Source organism: Enterobacter cloacae complex sp. 342H5, assembly GCF_050030905.1.
In the GTDB taxonomy this organism is placed as follows: Bacteria; Pseudomonadota; Gammaproteobacteria; order Enterobacterales; family Enterobacteriaceae; genus Enterobacter; species Enterobacter intestinihominis.
In genome coordinates this window covers 4551097-4568340 of record NZ_JBLGVB010000001.1, presented here as the reverse complement: position 1 = coordinate 4568340, position 17244 = coordinate 4551097, and the positions used below count along the sequence as shown (strand labels likewise).

Sequence of the window (17244 nt, the reverse complement as noted above, 5' to 3'; positions counted from 1 at the left end):
GGCGGACTCCACTCGAACAATAAAAGAAAACTATTGAATATTCATGATTGTTGGCGCACATCGACATGACCCCATCAGGGTGATGTGCGAACCGCTATCTGCGGTTATACACGCTATCGTTGATACAGCCTGAACGATGTTGTGTTTATGTCCGGCCAGGATCGCTGGATCCCGATCAGGACCGCGGATCATAGCCTAAACTGAGCCAGAGATCTTCTGTTTCTCACAGATTCTTCCCGATTTATCCACAGGAAGATCCGGAATCGGGTAAGTGTAAACGATCCTGACGCGAGTGCCTCGCGATTTAGGCCGCATATTGGAAAATTTAATGAGCACAGACAATTTTGGGCTTAAATGATCTAACGAAGATCCAGGAGGATCCTTGCGCTTTGTTGGCGAGCCCGTATAATCCTCGACCCGGCGCGTGATGCTCATCTTCCTGCGTCGTTCGTTGCTCATTTTCCACGCGAAATCGTGCGGAAATACGCAGGGATTTAAGGAAAGAGAATTGACTCCGGAGTGTACAATTATTACAATCCGGCCTCTTTAATCACCCACGCTGAGGCGTTAGTCGTTCGAATCTCGTTCGGGTATACGCAAAAGTCAGTGAATTTATTCAAGTTTAGGTAGAAATCGCCATGAAACGCACTTTTCAACCGTCTGTACTGAAGCGCAACCGTTCTCACGGCTTCCGTGCTCGTATGGCTACTAAAAATGGTCGTCAGGTTCTGGCACGTCGTCGTGCTAAAGGCCGCGCTCGTCTGACCGTTTCCAAGTAATAAAGCTAACCCCTGAGTGGTTAAGCTCGCATTTCCCAGGGAGTTACGTTTGTTAACTCCCACTCATTTCACTTTCGTCTTCCAGCAGCCACTACGGGCTGGCACGCCGCAAATCACCATCCTCGGCCGCCAAAATTCGCTGGGGCATCCCCGCATCGGTCTCACAGTCGCCAAGAAAAACGTTAAGCGTGCGCATGAACGCAACCGGATTAAACGTCTGACGCGTGAAAGCTTCCGTTTACGTCAGCACGAACTGCCTTCAATGGATTTCGTGGTGGTGGCTAAAAAAGGGGTTGCCGACCTCGATAACCGTGCTCTCTCGGAAGCGTTGGAAAAATTATGGCGCCGCCACTGTCGCCTGGCTCGCGGGTCCTGATAGCCCTCATTCGGGTCTATCAACGCCTGATTAGTCCGCTACTCGGGCCACATTGCCGTTTCACGCCAACATGCTCAAGCTACGGAATTGAGGCATTGCGCAGGTTTGGAGTGATAAAAGGCAGTTGGTTGACGGTGAAACGCGTATTAAAATGCCACCCTTTACACCCAGGTGGAGACGACCCCGTCCCTCCAGGACCTTTTGATACCAGAGAACACTAACGATGGATTCGCAACGCAATCTTCTTATCATCGCTTTGTTGTTCGTGTCTTTCATGATCTGGCAGGCATGGGAGCAGGATAAAAATCCTCAACCCCAGCAGCAGACCACGCAGACCACGACCACCGCAGCGGGTAGCGCCGCCGACCAGGGCGTACCGGCCAGTGGCCAGGGGAAACAGATTACGGTTAAGACCGATGTGCTTGAGCTGACTATCAACACCCGTGGTGGTGATGTTGAGCAGGCGCTGCTGTTGACCTACCCGAAAGAGCTGAAGTCTACCGAACCGTTCCAGTTACTGGAAACCACGCCTGAGTTTATCTACCAGGCACAGAGCGGCCTGACCGGTCGTGATGGCCCGGATAACCCGGCGAACGGTGCGCGTCCACTGTATAACGTCGAGAATGACACCTTTGTGCTGGCTGATGGTCAGAACGAACTGGTTATTCCGATGACCTACACCGACGCGGCAGGCAACACCTTCACCAAAACCTTCACCCTGAAACGCGGTGAATATGCGGTGAACGTGGGCTACAGCGTACAGAACACCGGTGCGAAACCGCTGGAAATCTCTACCTTTGGTCAGCTGAAGCAGTCCATCAATCTGCCGTCTCACCGTGACACCGGAAGCAGCAACTTTGCGCTGCATACCTTCCGTGGCGCGGCTTACTCCACGCCAGATACCAAGTACGAGAAATACAAATTCGACACCATTGCCGATAACGAAAACCTGAACGTCAGCTCTAAAGGCGGTTGGGTCGCAATGCTGCAACAGTATTTCGCGACGGCGTGGGTACCGAATAACGACGGTACGAACAACTTCTACACCGCGAACCTCGGCAACGGTATTGCAGCCATCGGCTACAAATCTCAGCCGGTTCTGGTGCAGCCGGGTCAAACCGGTAAGCTGGCAAGCACCCTGTGGGTCGGCCCGGAAATCCAGGACAAAATGGCTGCCGTTGCGCCGCACCTGGATCTGACCGTTGATTACGGTTGGTTGTGGTTCATCTCTCAGCCGCTGTTTAAGCTGCTGAAGTTCATCCACAGCTTCCTGGGTAACTGGGGCTTCTCCATCATCGTTATCACCTTTATCGTTCGTGGCATCATGTACCCGCTGACTAAAGCGCAGTACACCTCCATGGCGAAGATGCGTATGCTACAGCCGAAGATTCAGGCTATGCGTGAGCGTCTGGGCGATGACAAACAGCGTCAGAGCCAGGAGATGATGGCCCTGTATAAAGCAGAGAAAGTGAACCCACTGGGTGGTTGCTTCCCGCTGCTGATTCAGATGCCAATCTTCCTTGCGCTGTACTACATGCTGATGGGTTCCGTTGAGCTGCGCCACGCGCCGTTCGCCCTGTGGATCCATGACCTGTCCGCACAGGACCCGTACTACATCCTGCCGATCCTGATGGGCGTGACGATGTTCTTCATCCAGAAGATGTCTCCGACCACCGTGACTGACCCGATGCAGCAGAAGATCATGACCTTTATGCCGGTCATCTTCACCGTGTTCTTCCTGTGGTTCCCGTCAGGTCTGGTGCTGTACTATATCGTCAGCAACCTGGTGACCATCATCCAGCAGCAGCTGATTTACCGTGGTCTGGAAAAACGTGGCCTGCATAGCCGCGAAAAGAAAAAGTCCTGATTCGGTAACTTAACGCTAAAATAAGGGCGGTCGATTGACCGCCTTTTTTATTTGTATTGAACGAGAGCAACCATGAGCCATAACGACACTATCGTCGCCCAGGCAACCCCACCGGGACGCGGTGGTGTAGGCATTCTGCGCATCTCCGGCCTGAAGGCGCGTGAGGTGGCCGAAGCGGTGCTGGGTAAACTGCCAAAGCCGCGCTACGCTGATTATCTGCCATTTAAAGATGCCGACGGCACCTCGCTGGACCAGGGCATTGCGCTGTGGTTCCCCGGCCCAAACTCCTTTACTGGCGAAGACGTGCTGGAGCTTCAGGGTCACGGCGGCCCGGTGATCCTCGACCTGCTGTTAAAACGTATTCTGACCCTGCCTGGCCTGCGCATTGCGAAGCCGGGTGAGTTCTCCGAGCGTGCCTTCCTGAACGATAAGCTCGACCTGGCTCAGGCCGAAGCGATTGCCGACCTGATCGACGCCAGTTCCGAACAGGCAGCCCGCTCCGCGCTGAACTCGTTGCAGGGGGCATTTTCCGCACGCGTGAATCACCTTGTGGAAGCACTTACTCACCTGCGAATCTATGTTGAAGCGGCTATCGACTTCCCGGACGAGGAGATTGACTTCCTTTCTGACGGCAAAATCGAAGCCCAGCTCAACCAGGTGATGAACGATCTGGATGCCGTTCGCGCCGAAGCGCGCCAGGGCAGCCTGCTGCGTGAGGGCATGAAGGTGGTCATTGCTGGTCGCCCCAACGCCGGGAAATCAAGCCTGCTGAACGCTCTGGCGGGCCGTGAAGCGGCGATCGTGACCGACATAGCCGGCACCACCCGCGACGTCCTGCGCGAGCATATCCATATCGACGGCATGCCGCTGCACATCATCGATACCGCTGGCCTGCGCGATGCGAGCGATGAAGTCGAGCGTATCGGTATCGAACGCGCCTGGCAGGAGATCGAGCAGGCCGACCGCGTGCTGTTTATGGTGGACGGCACCACGACCGACGCCGTTGACCCGGCTGAAATCTGGCCAGACTTTATCGCCCGTCTCCCGGCCAAACTGCCGATCACCGTGGTGCGCAATAAGGCCGACGTTACCGGCGAAACGCTGGGCATCAGCGATGTGAATGGCCACTCACTTATTCGTCTGTCGGCCCGTACCGGGGAAGGCGTGGAAGCCCTGCGTAACCATCTCAAACAGAGCATGGGCTTCGACACCAGTATGGAGGGCGGCTTCCTGGCGCGTCGTCGTCACCTGCAGGCGCTGGAAGAGGCGGCACGCCATCTTGACCAGGGCAAAGCCCAGCTGATCGGCGCTTGGGCCGGCGAGCTGCTGGCGGAGGAACTGCGTCTGGCGCAGCAGAACCTGAGCGAGATCACCGGGGAGTTTACGTCGGACGATCTGCTTGGACGAATTTTCTCAAGCTTCTGTATTGGTAAGTAATCCCCGATAGAACATGGTGATTTCCTCCAGGGAAATCACCATTGTCCCAATGGCAACTCGCTTAATCCCCCCATGCCCCCTATCCTGCTTGCCTGCATCTATGGGGGATTTATGGCTCGTTTTCTGTTTTGTAGTTTCGCATTAGTTCTGCTGTATCCGTCCGGTATTGATATGTATCTGGTAGGGCTACCGCATATTGCCCGCGATCTGGGGGCCAGCGAGGCGCAGCTGCACATCGCGTTTTCGGCTTACCTTGGCGGGATGGCGTCGTCGATGGTGTTTGCCGGGAAAATCGCGGACAGAGCCGGCCGTCAACCCGTCGCCATTACGGGGGCGGTTATCTTTGCGCTGGCATCGGTACTGTGTTCAATGGCTCAGGAAAGCACGATGTTCCTGGCAGGGCGCTTTATTCAAGGCATTGGCGCGGGCGGATGCTACGTGGTGGCGTTTGCCATTCTTCGCGATACCTTAAGCGCCCAGCGCCGCGCCAGGGTGCTGTCGATGCTGAACGGCATTACCTGCATCATCCCGGTGCTGGCGCCGGTCGTGGGCTACCTGATCATGCTGAAATTTCCATGGCAGAGCCTTTTCTGGACCATGGCCACCATGGGCACTATCGTCTTTATTCTGTCCGTGACGGTGCTGAAAGAGACCCATCCCGGTTCACAGCAGATGCACCACGCTGCTACCTTTCATCCGGCTGAAAAGCTTCTGAATCGCTTTTTCCTGAGCCGCCTGACCATCATCACGCTCAGCGTGGCGGTGATCCTCACCTATGTAAACGTTTCCCCGGTGCTATTGATGGAAACGATGGGCTTCGATCGCGGTGAGTATTCGACGATGATGGCGCTCAATGCGATGGTCAGCATGGTGGTTTCATTCTCGATGCCCTTTGCACTCAATATTTTCCGCCAGCGCACGCTGATGCTCACTTCACAGACGCTGTTTCTCGCCGCCGGCGTGATTCTGGCGACCGCCACCTCACATGCGCTGATGCTGATGAGTATGACCCTGATCTGCGCAGGATTCTCCGGCGGCTTCGGCGTGGCAATGAGTCAGGCGCTTGGCCCGTTCTCACTGCGGGCTGGTGTGGCAAGCTCGGTGCTGGGCATTGCGCAGGTCTGCGGTTCGTCGTTGTGGATTTGGCTGGCGGCGGTGATCGGCCTTAACGCGCTGAATATGCTGATCGGGGTTCTGATTGGCTGTAGCATACTCTGCATTACCTTACTTATGGTCATCCAGCCCGCGGCGCACTATGAAGAAGCCCATCAGCAGTCTCGATCTTAATCTTTTACTTTGCCTGCAGTTGTTGTTGCAGGAGCGCAGCGTCACCAAAGCCGCGAAGCGAATGAACGTGACGCCGTCCGCAGTGAGTAAATCGCTGGCGAAGCTGCGCGACTGGTTCGACGATCCGCTGTTTGTGAAAACGCCTTTAGGGCTACTGCCCACGCCGCTAACGGTGAGTCTGGAACAGGATCTGGCCGACTGGATGCAGATTGGCAATCAGATCGTCGATAAATTCCACCATAGCTCTCCAGGCGGGCTCAAGTTTGTGCTCGCCGCCGAAACGCCGCTGATGCTGATTCGCTTCAACACCCTGCTGGAGCAGGTGAATGAGCGCTACCCACAGGCGACGGTGAAGTTGCGCCAGTGGGATTATGATTCGCTGGACGCCATTACGCGCGGGGAGGTCGATCTCGGTTTTACCGGCCGCGAAACGCACCCGCGCTCCCGCGAGCTGCTAAAGCTGATGCCGTGGTTTATTGACTACGAAATCCTGTTCAGCGACCGTCCGTGCGTCTATCTGCGAGAAGATCATCCGGCACTTCACGAAGCGTGGAACCTTGAGACGTTTCTGCGCTACCCGCATATCAGCATCTTCTGGGAGCGCAGCGATACCTGGGCGCTTGATGAAGTGCTAAAAGAGATGGGCCGGGAGCGCAACGTCGCCATGAGCCTGCCCGGCTTTGAACAGTCGATGTTTATGGCGGCTCAGCCGGACCACAACTACATTGCCACTGCGCCCTACTACTGCCATCACTACAATCAACTCCACCAGCGTAATCTGGTCTGCCTTCCCATTCCCATCGATGAGGCGCAGGCAGAAAAGCTGACCGTACCCTTCACGCTTATCTGGCATAAGCGGAACAGCCATAATCCGAAAATTATCTGGCTGCGCGAAACTATAAAAGCCCTGTATACCGCGCCAGGTCAGGTTTTTGCCTAAGATAATGTAAAGTTCGGTCCTCAGGCTTCTCTTATTTCTATTTACTGATTAAAACAGAAGCTGAGTTAAGCGATAATCATGTAACCGTTTAACCGACTACGACCATTATCAGGGAGCGAAAAATGGCTACGCACTTTGCACGAGGAACATTAACGGAAGGGCATCTCGTATCGGCCAGAATTTCTTCAGCCTGTCACAGTGAGGCGCTCAAACTACCTGAACACCGCAGGACGCGGTTTTTAGCCTCCAGAGCGCTCCTCGCAGAACTGCTTTTTATGCTGTACGGCACCAGCGAACTACCGGACATACTCACCCAGCCAGAAGGTCGCCCGGTTTTTGCGGACCCGGCACTCCCCCATTTTTCCATTGCGTACACTGGCAACATTGTTGGCGTCGCGCTGACGACTGAAGGTGATTGCGGCCTGGATATGGAGCTGCAACGCGTCACGCGCAGCTTCCATGGTGCTAACGCGCTCGATGAATACCCGCTCTCCAGCAATGAAAAGCTGTGGATACGTAACCAGAACGATCCCGTTGAAGCCAGAGCGCAGCTCATCACCCTTCGCCAGAGCATCCGTAAACTGAGCGGCGCGGCTTCAGACGACGCCAGCCTGTTGCAGCTGCTTCCCGGCTCCGGACGCCTGCGCGCGACAAAAGCCTCGCTGGTAGAGGCGCTCAGCGACGCTGAGGACGTACTGATCTGGTCCGTTGCGGTGAGCCCCGCCATCGAACGGTTGAAAATCTGGGAGTTTGACAGTATTCGCGGTTGGCGTAGTCTTCCGGATGTACCTGAGCGCGCCAACGAGCCCGCCGCGCGCCTGATGCGATTAACCAGTTTACCGGCAGAAAAAGCATACACCCATAGCTGATCCGTCCAGGGTCATCATGATGAAACAGGAGTAATCATGTCTGATACGTTGAAAGTTGTTACGTTACTGGGAAGCCTGCGCAAAGGTTCGTTTAACGGGATGGTAGCGCGCACGCTGCCGCAGCTGGCGCCTGCGGGAATGGAGATCAGCGCCCTGCCGTCTATTGGCGACATCCCGCTTTATGATGCTGACGTTCAGCAGGAAGAAGGGTTCCCGCACAGCGTGGAGGCGATAGCCGAGCAGATCCGTCAGGCTGATGGTGTAGTGATTGTAACGCCAGAATATAACTACTCGGTTCCGGGGGGTCTGAAGAACGCGATTGACTGGTTATCCCGTTTACCGGAGCAGCCGCTGTCAGGCAAACCGGTGCTGATCCAGACCAGCTCAATGGGCGCCATCGGCGGTGCGCGCTGCCAGTATCACCTGCGACAGATCCTGGTGTTCCTGGATGCGATGGTGATGAACAAGCCGGAATTTATGGGCGGCGTGATTCAGAACAAAGTCGACCCGCAGACGGGTGAAGTGGTGGATCAGAGTACGCGTGACCATCTCTCTGGTCAGCTGACTGCGTTTGGGGATTATATTAAGCGGGTTAAAACCTGATAAAAAAGCCCGGTGGCGCTAGCGCTTACCGGGCCTACACTCGTCAGTAGGTCAGGTAAGCGAAGCGCCACCTGACACCACAAACCGCACTTTAGTGCGCGTCAATAAACACAATCTTGAGCACAAACAGCAGCGCCACAATCATCACGCACGGGCTGAGTTCGCGGAAACGGCCGGTACCGATCTTCATCACACAGTACGAGATAAAGCCCAGCGCGATACCTTCGGTGATCGAGAAGCTGAACGGCATCATCACCGCGGTAATAAACGCCGGAACGGCTTCCGTCAGATCTTCCCACTTCACGCGCGCCAGGCTCGAGGTCATCAGCACGCCGACGTAGATCAGCGCGCCAGCTGCCGCGTACGGTGGCACCATCCCCGCCAGCGGAGAGAGGAAGATCACCAGCAGGAACAGCAGACCCACGACTACCGCCGTCAGGCCAGTACGGCCGCCCACGGACACGCCGGAAGAGGATTCAATGTAAGCGGTAACAGACGAGGTGCCGATGAAAGAACCCGCAACGGACGAGATGCTATCCACATACAGCGCCTGCTTCATGCGCGGGAATTTGCCTTTCTCGTCCGCCAGACCCGCTTTGTCCGTCACGCCAATCAGCGTACCGGAGGAGTCAAACAGGTTGACCAGCATGAAGGAGAAAATCACTCCGGCCAGACCCAGGTTCAACGAGCCCGCCAGATCAACGTGACCAATCACGGTAGAAACGCTCGGTGGCGCAGAGACAATACCGCTGTAATGCACGTCACCCAGCATCCAGCCCAGCAGCGTGGTCACGATGATAGAGACCAGCACCGCAGCGTGAATGTTACGCGACGCCAGGATCGCGATAATAAAGAAGCCCAGCACGCCCAGCAGCACGCTGTGAGAGGTCAGGTTACCAATGCTCACCAGCGTTTCCGGGTTCGCCACGATTACGCCAGCGTTTTTCAGCCCCATCATGCCGATAAACAGACCGATACCGCTGGTGATGCCCACGCGCAGGCTCACGGGAATGTTCGCAATCATCCAGTAGCGCACACGGAAGATGGTCAGCAGCAGCAGGCCGACCGCGCCCCAGAAAATAGCGCCCATCCCGACCTGCCACGGCAGGCCCATCGCCTGAACCACCACGAACGCAAAGAACGCATTCAGACCCATTGCCGGGGCCAGCGCCACGGGCAGATTAGCGAAAACGCCCATCAGGATGCTGCCAAGGGCCGCGATCAGACAGGTGGTAACAAAGACGGCGCTGGTGTCCATGCCAGCCACGCCCAGAATTTGCGGGTTAACGAAAACGATATAGACCATCGTCAGGAAGGTAGTAAAACCGGCGATCACTTCGGTGCGTGCCGTTGTGCCGTGCTCGCGCAGTTTGAACACGCGCTCAAGCAGCCCCTGACCAGATGTCTGGGTAGTGTGTTGTTGACTCATCATCAATTTCCGAACAAGGAGGGAAAATTCGTCGCTATCCTATACCAAAATGCGACAATAGTGGCGGTTACGGGATACTTTTTTCATTGATTTTGCTTATACGGCAACGATTGCGTCTCGTTAAACTGTCGTACGTAAACGTTAAACTTGTTAAAAGGGAAAGGCATGTCCGGAATTGAAGCGGTATTTTTCGACTGTGACGGTACGCTGGTCGACAGTGAGGTCATTTGTTCCCGCGCGTATGTCGCCATGTTCCAGGAATTTGGCATTACGCTCGATCTCGAAGAGGTGTTTAAACGCTTTAAGGGCGTGAAGCTGTACGAGATCATCGACATCATTAACGAAGAGCACGGGGTGGATCTGGCGAAAGCGGATCTGGAACCGGTGTACCGCGCCGAGGTCGCACGCCTCTTCGACGCCGAGCTGGAAGTTATCGCCGGCGCTAACGCGCTGCTGGATGCGATGACGGTGCCGATCTGCGTGGTCTCTAACGGCCCGGTCAGCAAAATGCAGCACTCACTCGGCAAGCTGGACATGTTGCACCACTTCCCGGAAAAACTGTTCAGCGGCTACGATATCCAGCGCTGGAAGCCGGATCCGGCATTGATGTTCCACGCGGCGAAGGCGATGAACGTCAACGTGGAGAACTGCATCCTGGTGGATGACTCGTCTGCGGGCGCGCAGTCGGGGATTGATGCGGGGATGGAGGTGTTTTACTTCTGCGCCGATCCGCACAACAAGCCGATCGATCATCCAAAAGTGACGACCTTTACAGACCTGGCGCAGCTGCCGGAACTGTGGAAGGCGCGCGGGTGGGATATTACTCGCTGAAAAAACAAAGCCGGATGGCGCTAACGCTTATCCGGCCTACAAGGATTGTAGGGCGGGTAAGCGATAGCGCCACCCGCCACACACATCACTCTTTCGGATCTTTACCCGCCAGCAGCTTGTCCAGCTCGTCGCCGCCCACGTGACGGAAATCCTGTCCCTTCACGAAGTAGAAGATGTATTCGCAAATGTTCTGGCAGCGGTCGCCAATACGCTCAATTGAGCGCGCGCAGAACAGCGCGGTCAGCACGCTTGGAATGGTACGGGAATCTTCCATCATGTAGGTCATCAGCTGACGCACTATGCCTTCGTATTCCTGGTCAACTTTTTTATCTTCACGGTAGATACGGACCGCTTCGTCCAGATCCATGCGCGCGAAAGCGTCCAGCACATCGTGCAGCATCTGCACGGTGTGGCGACCGAGAGACTCCAGGCTCACCAGCAGCGGCTGGTGCTGCTGGGAGAATTTCTCCAGCGCTGTGCGGCAGATTTTATCCGCCACGTCACCAATACGCTCCAGCTCGGCGATAGTTTTGATGATCGCCATTACCAGACGCAGGTCGCTCGCGGTTGGCTGACGCTTGGCAATGATGCGCACGCACGCTTCGTCGATGGCGACTTCCATCATATTGACGTTGTGATCGCCTTCGATAACGCGCTTCGCCAGCTCGCTGTCCTGGTTGTGCATTGCCGTAATCGCATCAGAAAGCTGCTGCTCGACCATGCCGCCCATGGTCATCACCTGGGTGCGAATGCTTTCCAGCTCTGCGTTAAACTGGCCGGAAATGTGTTTATTAAGATTGAGGTTGTCCATGGTTTCTCCACATGCACTAAGGCAAATCAACCGTAGCGGCCAGTAATATAATCTTCGGTTTGTTTCTTCGCAGGACGGGTGAACAGCGCGTCCGTATCGCTGAACTCAATCAACTCGCCCAGGTACATAAACGCCGTGTGGTCAGAGCAACGGGCTGCCTGCTGCATGTTGTGAGTGACGATCACCACGGTGTAATCCTGCTTCAGCTCGGTGATCAGCTCTTCGATACGCCCGGTTGAGATCGGGTCCAGGGCTGAGCACGGCTCATCCAGCAGCAAGACTTCCGGGCGAATGGCGATACCGCGCGCAATGCACAGACGCTGCTGCTGACCACCGGAGAGAGAGTACCCGCTCTGGTGAAGTTTATCTTTGGTTTCGTTCCATAATGCGGCCTTGGTCAATGCCCACTGCACGCGCTCGTCCATATCCGCACGGGAGAGCTTCTCAAACAGACGCACACCAAAGGCGATGTTGTCATAGATCGACATCGGGAACGGCGTGGGTTTCTGGAACACCATCCCCACTTTCGCACGCAGCAGGGCGATATCCTGGGTATTGGTCAGGATGTTGTCACCGTCCAGCAGAATTTCACCTTCTGCGCGCTGCTCCGGATAGAGCGAATACATTTTGTTAAAGGTGCGCAGCAGCGTGGATTTACCACAGCCAGACGGACCGATAAATGCCGTGACCTGGTTCTTCGCGATATCCAGGTTGATATTCTTCAGGGCATGGAATTTGCCGTAGTAGAAGTTCAAATCACGAACCTGAATCTTACCCGGGGCAGTATCAACCATACTCATTGACTCATTTCCTCATTCGGCGCCGCGATGTGCCGCGCCGTAAAAATTTAACCGTGTTTCTGCTTCGCGAAAATGACGCGCGCCAGAATGTTCAGCAATAGTACGCAAAGGGTGATGATCAGCACCCCGGCCCAGGCCAGCTGCTGCCATTCCGCGAATGGGCTCATCGCAAATTTAAAGATCGTCACCGGCAGGTTGGCGATCGGCTGCATCATGTCCGTACTCCAGAACTGGTTGGAGAGGGCGGTAAACAGCAGCGGTGCGGTTTCACCAGCGATACGGGCGATAGCCAGCAGGATACCGGTCATGATCCCCGAGACGGACGCTTTCAGGGTGATTGCCGAAATCATTTTCCATTTCGGCGTGCCCAGCGCGTAAGCCGCTTCACGCAGGCTGTCCGGCACCAGTTTCAGCATGTTTTCAGTGGTACGAATAACGATAGGCACCTGCAACAGCGCCAGCGCAATCACACCCGCCCAGCCGGAGAAGTGTTCCATTTGCGCCACCACGATGGTGTAAACAAACAGACCTACCACTATCGACGGGGCAGAAAGCAGAATGTCGTTAATAAAGCGGATGACTTCAGCGATCCAGGACTTGCGGCCATACTCCGCCAGATAGATACCCGCCATGATGCCCAACGGCGTACCGAAAACGGTCGCCCACAGGATCAGCAGGCCGCTGCCCGCCAGGGCGTTTGCCAGACCACCACCCGCCGTGTTTGGCGGCGGCGTCATCTCGGTGAACAGCGCCAGGGACATTCCATCAATACCACGGGTGATGGTGGACATCAGGATCCAGATCAGCCAGAACAGGCCGAACGCCATCGTGGCCATGGAAAGCGTCAGCGCAATGCGGTTTTTAATCCGGCGCTTTGACTGCATTTTGCGACGAGATTCCGCAAGCTGAGCGGTGTTTTGCATGTCGAGAGTCGCCATTAGCGTGCCCCCTCGTTTTTAGCCAGACGCATAATCATCAGCTTGGAGATAGCCAGCACAATAAAGGTAATAACAAACAGGATCAGGCCCAGTTCCATCAGCGCTGCGACGTGCAGCCCGGATTCCGCTTCGGCAAATTCGTTCGCCAGCGCAGAGGTAATACTGTTCCCCGGCATGTAGAGCGACACGCTGTCGAGCTGGTAGGTGTTGCCGATGATAAAGGTCACCGCCATGGTTTCACCCAGCGCGCGGCCTAAGCCCAGCATGATGCCGCCGATCACCCCATTTTTGGTGAACGGAAGGACGATGCGCCAGATAACCTCCCAGGTGGTGCAGCCGATGCCGTAGGCCGACTCTTTCATCATCACCGGGGTTTGTTCGAAGACATCGCGCATGACCGCCGCAATGTACGGAATAATCATGATGGCGAGTATCACGCCAGCCGCCAGAATACCGATACCGAATGCCGGGCCAGAGAACAAGGCCCCCACAAACGGAACGGCGGAGAGAACATTACCCACCGGCTCCTGAAAGTACGTCGCAAACAGCGGAGCAAAGATAAACAGGCCCCACATGCCGTAAACGATACTTGGGATGGCCGCCAGCAGTTCAATGGCGATACCCAGCGGACGTCGCAGCCAGCCTGGTGCCAGCTCCGTCAGGAACAGGGCAATACCGAAGCTTACCGGCACTGCAATCAGCAGAGCGATAAAAGAGGTCACCAGCGTGCCGTAAATCGGCACCAGCGCACCGTAGATATCGTTCGGCGCATCCCACTCTTTGGTCCACAGGAAGGCGAAACCAAATTTTTGAATGCTCGGCCAGGAGGAGAAAATGAGGGACACGATAATGCCGCCCAGCAGCAATAGCACAATCAGCGCAGCCAGTTTCACCAGCGCGCTGAAAATCATGTCACCTTTTTTACCCGGAGGGTTAAATGCAGGCTTGGTTGCAGCCATAAATTACTCTTCTTTATGAGACGTCTTACGAATATGCCCGGTGGCGCTGGCGCTTACCGGGCCTACAGGATGAACCGTAGGGCGGGATCGCTGCGCGCCACCCGCCATCTTCGTCAAAAATATCCTGTTAGTACAGCGCTTTACCGCTGCTGTCTTTCACGTTGGTTTTCCATGCAGCACGGATCTGCTCAACCACGCTGTCTGGCAGGCTGGCGTAATCCAGGTCATTCGCCTGTTTGCCGCCGTTTTTGTATGCCCAGTCGAAGAACTTCAGCACTTCAGCACCCTGCTCAGGCTTCTTCTGCTCTTTGTGGACCAGAATGAAGGTGGTAGACGTGATAGGCCATGCATCGTCGCCTTTCTGGTTGGTCAGGTCCTGAGCGAAGGATTTGCTCCAGTCAGCGCCTTTTGCGGCGTTAGCGAAGTTCTCTTCGGTCGGGCTAACCGGTTTGCCGTCAGCAGAAACCAGTTTGGTGTAAGCCAGGTTGTTCTGCTTCGCGTAAGCGTACTCTACATAGCCGATAGAGCCAGGCAGACGCTGTACGAAGGCAGCGATACCGTCGTTGCCTTTACCGCCCAGACCGGTTGGCCAGTTAACGGTAGAGCCGGAACCGACTTTAGATTTCCACTCTTCGTTCACTTTCGCCAGGTAGCTGGTGAACACGAAAGAGGTACCAGAGCCGTCAGCACGACGAACCACCGCGATATTCTGCGAAGGCAGCTTAACGCCCGGGTTCAGTTTCGTGATGGCTTCGTCATCCCATTTTTTGATTTTGCCCAGGTAGATATCACCCAGGGTTTTGCCGTCCAGCACCAGCTCGCCTGATTTCAGGCCAGGGATGTTAACAGCCAGCACAACGCCGCCGATCACGGTCGGGAACTGGAACAGGCCTTCCTGATTCAGTTTCTCATCAGACAGCGGAGCGTCGGATGCGCCGAAATCAACGGTATTCGCGGTAATTTGTTTTACGCCACCGGAGGAGCCGATACCCTGATAGTTGACCTTGTTACCGGTCTCTTTCTGGTAGGTATCCGCCCATTTGGCATACACCGGCGCAGGGAAGGTTGCACCAGCGCCAGTCAGGCTTGCTGCTGCGAAAGCAGAGAAAGCGCTCAGAGATAAGGTCGCGGCGACAACAGTTGCGACAGTGGTACGCATAACTTTCATAATGTCTCCTGCAAGGATTTCGTAAATCATTGTTTAAGTGGCTACGATGAGCAAAATAGGACAAACAGGTGACAGATAAATGTACGAAATATGACAGTTTTATGACAAAGAAAATTTCACTTAAAATTAAGCAAAAATCCATAAATAAATCATAAACTTAATGATTATTATGACAGCTTGTTTTCAGTAATATTTTCTTTATGTGACACTGATAAAATAGCTGAAAATGACGGATTGTCATAAAAAAAGGCTCCACCGGATGGCGGAGCCTGGAAGGATTATTCTACGGTAACGGACTTCGCCAGATTTCGCGGCTGGTCAACGTCGGTGCCTTTGATCAGCGCGACGTGGTAAGCCAGCAGTTGCAGCGGTACGGTGTAGAAGATCGGCGCAATCACCTCTTCCACATGCGGCATCTCGATGATGTGCATGTTGTCGCTGCTGGCGAAACCGGCATCTTTATCCGCAAAGACGTACAGTACACCACCACGGGCGCGCACCTCTTCGATGTTAGATTTCAGTTTTTCCAGCAGTTCGTTGTTCGGTGCCACCACGATAACCGGCATATCCGCGTCGATCAGCGCCAGCGGACCGTGTTTCAGCTCGCCTGCCGCGTAGGCTTCCGCGTGGATGTAGGAGATCTCTTTCAGCTTCAGCGCGCCTTCCAGCGCGATAGGGTACTGATCGCCACGGCCCAGGAACAGAGCGTGGTGCTTATCAGAGAAATCTTCAGCCAGCGCCTCAATGCGCTTGTCCTGAGACAGCATCTGCTCGATACGGCTCGGCAGCGCCTGGAGACCGTGAACGATATCATGCTCAACGGAAGCATCTTCGCCTTTCAGACGCGCCAGCTTCGCCACCAGCATCAGCAGAACGGTCAGCTGAGTGGTAAACGCTTTGGTGGAAGCGACGCCGATTTCGGTGCCCGCTTTAGTCATCAGCGCCAGATCGGATTCACGCACCAGCGAGGAGCCCGGTACGTTACAGATGGCCAGCGAACCCAGGTAACCCAACTCTTTAGACAGACGCAGCGCCGCCAGGGTATCGGCCGTTTCGCCAGACTGGGAAAGGGTGATCATCAGGCTGTTACGGCGCACAGCGGATTTACGATAGCGGAACTCAGATGCGATTTCGACGTCGCACGGCACGCCCGCCAGGGATTCAAACCAGTAGCGAGAGACCATACCGGAGTTGTAAGAGGTACCGCAGGCCACGATCTGAATGTGCTCGACTTTGCTCAGCATTTCGTTGGCATTGGCGCCCAGCTCGCTCAGATCCACTTCACCATGGCTGATGCGCCCGGTCAGAGTGTTTTTAATGGCGTTTGGCTGTTCGTAGATCTCTTTCTGCATGTAGTGACGGTAAGCGCCTTTGTCGCCCGCGTCGTATTGCAGGTTTGATTCGATTTCCTGGCGCTTAACCTGCTCGCCTTTCGTGTCGAATACGGTCACGCTGCGACGTGTCACCTCGGCAATGTCGCCCTCTTCCAGGAAGATAAAGCGACGGGTAACCGGCAGCAGCGCCAGCTGGTCGGAAGCGATAAAGTTTTCACCCATGCCCAGACCAATCACCATCGGGCTACCGGAACGCGCGGCCAGCAGCGTGGACGGGTCACGGGAATCCATGATCACCGTACCGTAAGCACCACGCAGCTGAGGGATAGCGCGCAGCACCGCATCACGCAGTGTACCGCCCTGTGCCAGCTCCCAGTGCACCAGGTGAGCAATTACTTCGGTGTCGGTTTCAGAGACGAAGGTATAGCCGCGCGCTTTCAGTTCTTCACGCAGCGGTTCGTGGTTTTCGATAATGCCGTTATGCACCACCACAATGTGTTCAGACACATGCGGGTGTGCGTTGCCTTCAGATGGCTCACCGTGAGTCGCCCAGCGGGTATGCGCAATACCGGTGCCACCGTGCAGCGGATGTTCCTCCGCCGCCTGGGCCAGCATCTGCACTTTACCGAGACGACGCAGACGGGTCATATGACCTTCTGCATCGACGACAGCCAGACCGGCTGAGTCATAACCACGGTATTCCAGACGACGTAAACCTTCGAGAAGGATTTCAGCAATATCACGCTGCGCAACTGCGCCAACAATTCCACACATAGTTAGATTTCCTGATTATGGCGTTATGCCATGCGTTGTCGC

Annotated in this window: 17 protein-coding genes; 10 read left to right on the top strand and 7 right to left on the bottom strand. The window is 55.4% G+C overall.

All coding sequences use genetic code 11. The annotated features are described in order from the left end of the window. Positions 1–638 precede the first annotated feature (638 nt). The 9 genes from rpmH (at position 639) to ACQG03_RS21745 (ending at position 8158) form a co-directional block, all read left to right on the top strand. Positions 639–779, top strand: a complete 141-nt coding sequence (gene rpmH, locus ACQG03_RS21785; protein WP_000831330.1) for a 50S ribosomal protein L34 — start codon at positions 639–641, stop codon at positions 777–779. Between the two features lie 16 nt (positions 780–795). Next, entirely contained in the window at positions 796–1155 is a 360-nt protein-coding gene (rnpA, locus tag ACQG03_RS21780) for a ribonuclease P protein component (protein ID WP_006808764.1), read from the top strand. After that, on the top strand, positions 1119–1376 hold the full coding sequence (gene yidD, locus ACQG03_RS21775) for a membrane protein insertion efficiency factor YidD (protein WP_001307474.1): 258 nt from the start codon (positions 1119–1121) through the stop codon (positions 1374–1376). Before rnpA ends, yidD begins: the two co-directional genes overlap by 37 nt. A gap of 2 nt (positions 1377–1378) precedes the next feature. After that, the gene (gene yidC, locus ACQG03_RS21770; RefSeq protein ID WP_023298949.1) at positions 1379–3022 is read left to right on the top strand and encodes a membrane protein insertase YidC; all 1644 of its coding nucleotides are present in this window, start codon (positions 1379–1381) and stop codon (positions 3020–3022) included. A 72-nt stretch (positions 3023–3094) separates the two neighbouring features. Next, complete coding sequence (mnmE, locus tag ACQG03_RS21765) at positions 3095–4459, top strand: tRNA uridine-5-carboxymethylaminomethyl(34) synthesis GTPase MnmE (RefSeq protein ID WP_063163369.1); 1365 nt, start codon at positions 3095–3097, stop codon at positions 4457–4459. A 111-nt stretch (positions 4460–4570) separates the two neighbouring features. After that, on the top strand, positions 4571–5746 hold the full coding sequence (locus ACQG03_RS21760; protein ID WP_063163370.1) for an MFS transporter: 1176 nt from the start codon (positions 4571–4573) through the stop codon (positions 5744–5746). Continuing rightward, on the top strand, positions 5715–6686 hold the full coding sequence (yidZ, locus tag ACQG03_RS21755) for an HTH-type transcriptional regulator YidZ (RefSeq protein WP_022649883.1): 972 nt from the start codon (positions 5715–5717) through the stop codon (positions 6684–6686). Before ACQG03_RS21760 ends, yidZ begins: the two co-directional genes overlap by 32 nt. A gap of 122 nt (positions 6687–6808) precedes the next feature. Beyond that, positions 6809–7555 carry a 4'-phosphopantetheinyl transferase family protein gene (locus ACQG03_RS21750; protein WP_063150665.1) on the top strand — a complete coding sequence of 249 codons (747 nt, stop codon included), beginning with the start codon at positions 6809–6811 and terminating at the stop codon, positions 7553–7555. A 36-nt stretch (positions 7556–7591) separates the two neighbouring features. Further along, complete coding sequence (locus tag ACQG03_RS21745) at positions 7592–8158, top strand: NADPH-dependent FMN reductase (protein WP_022649881.1); 567 nt, start codon at positions 7592–7594, stop codon at positions 8156–8158. 91 nt (positions 8159–8249) lie between these two features. Here the strand turns inward: ACQG03_RS21745 and adeP are convergent, their stop codons facing one another. Then, complete coding sequence (gene adeP, locus ACQG03_RS21740; RefSeq protein WP_139152660.1) at positions 8250–9587, bottom strand: adenine permease AdeP; 1338 nt, start codon at positions 9585–9587, stop codon at positions 8250–8252. A gap of 165 nt (positions 9588–9752) precedes the next feature. Between adeP and yieH the strand changes: the two genes are divergently transcribed. Beyond that, positions 9753–10418 (top strand): 6-phosphogluconate phosphatase, encoded by a 666-nt coding sequence (gene yieH, locus ACQG03_RS21735; RefSeq protein WP_022649879.1) that lies wholly within the window; start codon positions 9753–9755, stop codon positions 10416–10418. Between the two features lie 85 nt (positions 10419–10503). On the opposite strand, the gene phoU is transcribed toward yieH, so the two are convergent. From phoU to glmS, 6 genes are all read right to left on the bottom strand, one after another. After that, a complete protein-coding gene (phoU, locus tag ACQG03_RS21730; RefSeq protein WP_003861153.1) occupies positions 10504–11229 on the bottom strand; it encodes a phosphate signaling complex protein PhoU in 726 nt (241 codons plus the stop codon). Positions 11230–11255: 26 nt separating this feature from the next. Further along, positions 11256–12029, bottom strand: a complete 774-nt coding sequence (pstB, locus tag ACQG03_RS21725) for a phosphate ABC transporter ATP-binding protein PstB (protein ID WP_003861154.1) — start codon at positions 12027–12029, stop codon at positions 11256–11258. Positions 12030–12076: 47 nt separating this feature from the next. Further along, on the bottom strand, positions 12077–12967 hold the full coding sequence (gene pstA / locus ACQG03_RS21720) for a phosphate ABC transporter permease PstA (RefSeq protein ID WP_022649878.1): 891 nt from the start codon (positions 12965–12967) through the stop codon (positions 12077–12079). Next, a complete protein-coding gene (pstC, locus tag ACQG03_RS21715) occupies positions 12967–13926 on the bottom strand; it encodes a phosphate ABC transporter permease PstC (protein ID WP_022649877.1) in 960 nt (319 codons plus the stop codon). Before pstC ends, pstA begins: the two co-directional genes overlap by 1 nt. 127 nt (positions 13927–14053) lie before the next feature. After that, positions 14054–15094, bottom strand: a complete 1041-nt coding sequence (pstS, locus tag ACQG03_RS21710) for a phosphate ABC transporter substrate-binding protein PstS (RefSeq protein WP_022649876.1) — start codon at positions 15092–15094, stop codon at positions 14054–14056. Between the two features lie 278 nt (positions 15095–15372). Beyond that, on the bottom strand, positions 15373–17202 hold the full coding sequence (gene glmS, locus ACQG03_RS21705) for a glutamine--fructose-6-phosphate transaminase (isomerizing) (protein WP_032626716.1): 1830 nt from the start codon (positions 17200–17202) through the stop codon (positions 15373–15375). Positions 17203–17244 lie beyond the last annotated feature (42 nt).